At 69.7% G+C, this 5818-nt stretch carries 3 protein-coding genes and 1 pseudogene; all 4 read right to left on the reverse strand.

What is annotated here, in order from left to right; genetic code table 11:
- Positions 1-152: 152 nt before the first annotated feature.
- Entirely contained in the window at positions 153-3287 is a 3135-nt protein-coding gene (locus D7W81_RS39330) for a serine/threonine-protein kinase (RefSeq protein WP_120560463.1), read from the reverse strand.
- Positions 3288-3422: 135 nt separating this feature from the next.
- The gene (locus D7W81_RS39335) at positions 3423-4343 is read right to left on the reverse strand and encodes a CPBP family intramembrane glutamic endopeptidase (RefSeq protein WP_120560464.1); all 921 of its coding nucleotides are present in this window, start codon (positions 4341-4343) and stop codon (positions 3423-3425) included.
- A gap of 288 nt (positions 4344-4631) precedes the next feature.
- Positions 4632-5249, reverse strand: a complete 618-nt coding sequence (locus D7W81_RS39340) for an SLATT domain-containing protein (protein WP_120560465.1) — start codon at positions 5247-5249, stop codon at positions 4632-4634.
- Between the two features lie 451 nt (positions 5250-5700).
- A pseudogene (locus D7W81_RS39345) lies at positions 5701-5818 on the reverse strand (IS5/IS1182 family transposase); the annotation flags it as partial.

Genomic DNA, 5818 nt, shown 5'->3' on the forward strand with positions numbered 1-5818 from the left:
ACCCCCTCGAGCACCCCCTCCAGCCCCGGGTGCGCGCGCAGCGCCGGGACGAGCGCGCGGGGAGCCCGCGAAAGGAAGAACTCGGTCTGCTCGGACGGCATGGCCACCTCCAGCGACAGGCCCACCCACGTGGGCGGGACACGCGCCCCGGCTCACGACGGGCCATGAGCGGACAGCCAGCCCCGCACCTCGCGCACGCGGGGCGCGTAGATGGGCGAGCTGCGCGAATAGGCTTCCAGCGCCTCGCGCGCCAGGGCGAGCGCCCGGGGCTGCTCGGCGCGCGTCGGCCAGAGGACACGGGCGAGGACGAAGCGCGCCCAGGCGTGGTCCGGCGGGGAGATCTCCAACCGCGTGGACAGCGCCACCGCCCGCTCCAACCGCTCACGGGCCTCGCGTGGCTGGCCGGCCTCCCACAACGCCTCGCCCAGCAGTCCGAGCGTCGGCACCACGCGGGGGTGCTCCGCGCCGAGCGTCGCCTCGCGCACCGCCAGCGCCCGCCGCAGGTAGGCGACAGCCGGGCGCACCCGGCCCATGCGCAGCGACACGTGGCCCAGGTTGTAGAGGGCGCTGGCCACCTTCGGGTGCTCCGGGCCCAGCGCGGCCTCCCACAGCTCACGCGCCGCCTCGAAGTGTTCGCGCGCCTCGCGCAGGTGGCCCGCGTCCAGCGCCACCGACCCCAGGTTGTTGCGCGACAGGGCCACGTCCGGGTGCCGGGGGCCCAGCTGCGACAGCTGGAGCGCGAGCGCCTCGCGGTAGACGGCCTCCGCCTCCGGCAGCTGGCCCAGGTCCGAGCGCGCGTTGCCCAGGCTCAGCAGCACGGCCGCCAGCCGCAACCGCTCCCCGTCCCCGCCGCCGCCCAGGCTGGCCCGGGCGCGCTCGTAGTGCGCCAGCGCCTCCTCCAGCTGGCCCTGCCGCGCGAGCGCGTCGCCCAGGTTCGTGCGCATGACACAGGTGGTGGGGTGATCCGCTCCGTAGTGGCGCTCGCCCAGCACGAGCGCCTCGCGGTAGCGCTCCACCGCCTCGGCCACCCGGCCCTGGAGCCGCAGCGCGGTGGCCAGGTTGTTGAGGTACACCGCGCGCAGTGGGTGGTCCTTCCCGTACACGGCGTCCACCAACGTCAGGGCGCGGGCGTAGCGCCGCTCCGCATCGGCGTAGCGGCCCAGGCTGTTGAGGGCCCGGCCCATGCCGGTGAGGGACTCCGCGAGCGCCTCGTCCTGCGCGCCCTCCGCGTGCTCCAGCAGCTTGAGGGCCTGCTCGGCGTCGGCGAGGGCCCGCGCGAACTCGCCCTGCCGGTAGCTCAAGGCGCTGCGGTAGCGGTGCAGCTCCGACGCCACCTCCGCGGAGCCCTCGGGTCCCAGCCGGGCCAGGGCGGCCTCCGCCATGCGCGCGGTGCGCTGGGCCTCCTTCACCAGGCCCAGCCCCTCGCCTTCCGTGTAGAGGAGGCGGTTCCAGGCGTGCGCGGCCGTCTCGTCGTCGTGTCCGGCCTCCGCGACCCGCACGGCCTCCTCCAGCACCTCGCGCGCCGCCGTGAAGCCGCCGTCGGTGCCCCGCAGCTCGCCCAGCAGGAGCAGGGCCCGCGCGAGCGTGGGGCGGTGGCCCAGGCCCCGCAGCGCCACCACCACCTCCTCCAGCCGGGGCAGGGCCCGCGCGTGGAAGCCGGCCGCGCCCTGCGCGCGCAGCCCGTCCAGCTCACGGACGAGCGACGCGAGCTTCGCGCGGGTCTCCGGGGCTTCGGGCAGCGGATCCACCCGGGCCAGCACCGCCCGGTCCGCGCACGCGGCCAGCGAGGGCAGCCGCCGCGCCGCCTCCGGGGCCCGGAGCAGCGCCTCGCGCTCCCCACCCTCGAGCAGGTCCACCAGGACGTGGAGGGCCTGTCGCCGGCCATCCAGACATGCGGCGCGCAGGTCCATCAGCCGCTCGGATTGGGTCTGCCGCACGCGTGTGTCCTCGCAGGACCGCTGCTCCTGGGCCACCAGCGCCTGGGCATAGGCATCCAGCGCGCGCACGGTGGATGCGAAGGTGGTTCCGGGCACGTCCAGCGTCCCCGGGCGGAAGCGCTGCTCCAGCCGCGCCCGTCGTGCCGCGTCCCAGGTGCCCGTGAGCCGGGACTCGAAGCCGGTGCAGACCCGCTGCTCGCTGCCGCCCCGCATCACGGCGAAGCCCGCGGCGGCGCTGATCATCACGCCCAGGGCCAATGCCGCCGGGGCCAGGCGCCAGCGCGACGCGCGCGGAGCGGGCTCCAGCCGTGCGAGCAACGCATCCAGCGAAGGGTGACGAAGGACGGGCTCGGCGGCGAGGCCGCGCAGCACCGCCTGCCTCACGCCAGCGGGCACACGCGTGTCCCGGGGCGGTGGCAGCACCCGGCCCCCGGAGACCGCGCGCGCGCGCTCCAGCGCCGTGCCCCCCGCGAAGGGCCGCTGGCCGAAGAGGGCCTCGTACAGCGCGACGCAGAAGCTGAACTGGTCGCTGCGCGCGTCCGCGTGCTCGCCCCGCCACTGCTCCGGGGACATGTACGCGGGCGTGCCCAGCGCGGTGCCGGCCGGCGTGTCCCCTCCGGGGGGCGGCGCCTCGCGGACGGGGACCGCCGCGGCGCGGGCGTCCGGCGCACCTGGCGGGACGGGCACGGCACGAGCGAGGCCGAAGTCGGCGACGCGCACCTGGCCATCCTCGCCCAGCAGCACGTTGTCCGGCTTGAAGTCGCGATGCACGAGGCCCACCGCGTGCGCGGCGGCCAGGCCCCGCCCCGCCTGGATGAAGCGCGCCAGCACCTCGCGCCACGGCCGGGGTGCCTCCGCCAACCAGCGGCGCAGCGTCCCACCGCGCAGCAGCTCCATGGCGAGGAAGACCGTGTCGCCGTCCAGGCCCACGTCATGCACCGTCACGACGTTCGGATGGGACAGTCGTGCCTGGGCCTGGGCCTCCCGCATCAGCCGCCCACGGGCCTCCGCGTCCGCCACCACGCCGGGCTTGAGCAGCTTGAGCGCCACCTGGCGGTCCAGGTCCGGGTCATGCGCGGCGAACACGGCGCCCATGCCGCCGTCCCCCACGCGCCGCAGCAGCACATAGCGGCCCACGCGAGCCCCGGGATGGGGCATCGCCTCCGGCTCTGGCGGTGCTCCGCGCGGCGGGTTGCGCAGGGACAGGGAGCCCCCACCCTCCAGGCCGGCCAGCACCTCGCAGCACGCCGCGCACCCATCCAGGTGCGCCTCCAGCCGGGCCTGCGCCTCCGCCGGCAGCCGCGCCCGCGCTCCGTCCAGCAGCTCGTTCTCGTCAGGGCACTGAGACATGAAAGAACCGTGAAGCTCTGGAGGCGCGGAAGGCATCTAAACGCAAAGCCCCCTGGGAAACGAGGGCATCGCGGAGGTTCGGAAGGTAGATCCGGACCTGGAGTCACCGCACGTGTCGCAGCGGCGGACGCCTCTTCAGGGCCCGGCGAGTCCTGGCTCCGGCGATTGGACGTCCATGCGCCGCAGCGCCACCACCGTTCCCACGAACGCCAGTGAGCACACCGCCAGCAGCGTCACGTGCACGGAGGTTGGCAGCTCCGCGGTGGACGGCGCGTAGCGAGACAACAGGAACGACGTCAGGTTGTTGAGGATGTGGACGAAGATGGGCAGGCGCAGGCTGCCCGTGCGTTCCGCGAGCCAGCCCAGGAACAGGCCCATCATCAAGGCCATGGGGCTGTGGATGGGGTCCAGGTGCAGGAAGCCGAAGAGTGCCGCGGCCCCTGTGATGCCGGCCCAGCGGCCCCAGCGCTCCACCAGCCGCGTCTGCACGTAGCCCCGGAAGAAGAGCTCCTCCGCCGTGCCCGCCACCAGCGTGCCGAAGAACAGCAACAGCGCGAAAGTCGCGAACGAGCCCTGGCTCACCGCCTGCAACCCCTTCAGCGACGCCGTGTAATCCCAGACACCCGTGAGGACGGACAGGCTCTCCAGCGCCTGTCCCATCGTGAAGCAACCCACGAGCGCGGCGCCCCAGGCCCATGCTGGCAACGGTATCCCCTTCCCCAGCCGAAGCCGCTCCTTCAGCGGCTTCGGAGACAGGAACCCGCCCAGGAGCGCGGCGGCCAGCCCCAGGAGGCTCGACGTGATGACCCCGGCCACCTGCAACCAGGGCATCGTCTTGAGTTGCTCCGTCAGGGCCAGGATGGCCTTGCTATCCCTGGGGTCCACTCCCGTGCGAGCGAGCTCCACCGCCATCGCGATGCTGGCCACCGTGACGCTCACCACGAGGATGCCTGTCAGCAGCAACAGGAACGCCACCAGCACCGTCCACACGCGCGGGCGCGGTGACGCAGGGACCGGCGAGGTGGCGGCGGAGGCTGGCTCGGAGGGGGAATCCATGACGGACGATGTTAGCGCCCTGGTTCGGGAGAGTGGAAACCGCCCCCGTTACCGAGAAGTTCAAGTTGTCGGGGATCAAAACCCAGTGCCACGACAATCACATCGGGATGAAATGACGGTCGCACCTCGGCCTATGGAGTCTCCATATTCGGCTCAAAATCGACCCGGCGCGCACCGTGAATGCCGCCAATTTCAGCACCGAACGCCTGCGCCTCATCAACCAGACAAAACAACCACACGCACCCACAAATCCAATACAAACACTACCGACAGCCCCAAGCGATGACATCATGGAATCTTATTTGATTGGCTGGCTGCGGGCGAAAGCGGTGCACTTCGAAGTGCGGGCGGCAGCAACAGGTCAATTTCCTTCACAGAGAAGGTGAGTTCCTCATCGACCTTGAGCGCCTTCTGTGCCGCCTCATACGCATTGGAATTGGTGTCGGGTGCCGACGCGTAAATCTGAGACGCCTGATGGGTAAGTTCGTCGCGCAACCGGCGTCCCTCATCCTCGGCGATGACGCCAGCACGGAGATCCCCAATAAGATGTATATATTTCTCCCGAAGCAACCACAGCCCATTGGCAGCCTGCCGGTGCTGATCGGCTAGCCGTTCTCTGTTTCGGCTTGCCCCATAAATGGTGAGCATCAGCGCAACAGCAGAGAGAATAACTGCGGAAACCTCTGCCCATCGAGCTTCGGTCACAAGGACACCGATGGTGTTGCCAGCAGTCGCTGCCGTAAGGAGCGCCGCCAAGCGTTTATCGAGGAGCGCCGATCGGTTCAAACCATCGATCATTTTCTGATGTGTTTTGTGACTATAGGCTGCGCGGCCAAACTCATCGCGCACGACATCAAGGAGCGCTGCACTAGCAGATGGATTCTGTGGTAAATTCGTCAGGGTCATAGATTTTCAAGCATCAAAACGCTGCGCCGCCTAGCATCAGCAGAGACCAATCAGCCTGCTGCACGGAAGCTCCGCGCGCCAGCATCCAGTTCACAACTCAACACCAAACACAGCATGACCTTTTCACATCAAAAGCAGAGCCAAGCCACAAGGCCCCACCACCCTACGCGAATATACATCGTTCCAACATCGTCGGCATCAAGGCTAGAGAGTATCTCCGTCTCGATCCAGAGCGAAACGCCGCCGCGTTCATGCCCAATAAAGCGCAAGCCCGATATTTCCGTCAACCGGCCTGAAAGTAAAGCGCAAGCCGGGAACTCTCGGACAGCTTCCGCGCTAGAGATCTACCTACAATAGGGGATACATACTCGCCAACCCACACGATACGTTGAGCAAATCACAGCAGGCCGCTTAGCGACTCACGGGGACAAGTCACCTGAATGCTTAGAGCCTATTTCGGTAGGAGCGAGTGGAACCAGGTGATGATGCCCAGCGCGAAGTGCAGCATCGCGACGTAGGTGTCCTCTCGCTTCTCCCAGCGCACCAGCAAGCGTCGGAAGCGGTTGAGC

Source organism: Corallococcus aberystwythensis, from assembly GCF_003612165.1.
Classification (GTDB): Bacteria; Myxococcota; Myxococcia; order Myxococcales; family Myxococcaceae; genus Corallococcus; species Corallococcus aberystwythensis.

What these genes read in the sequence shown, in the direction of transcription:
- D7W81_RS39330 (WP_120560463.1), bottom strand. Translation starts at nt 3,287, where the DNA reads ATGTCTCAGTGCCCTGACGAGAACGAGCTGCTGGACGGAGCGCGGGCG.
- D7W81_RS39335 (WP_120560464.1), bottom strand. Translation starts at nt 4,343, where the DNA reads ATGGATTCCCCCTCCGAGCCAGCCTCCGCCGCCACCTCGCCGGTCCCT.
- D7W81_RS39340 (WP_120560465.1), bottom strand. Translation starts at nt 5,249, where the DNA reads ATGACCCTGACGAATTTACCACAGAATCCATCTGCTAGTGCAGCGCTC.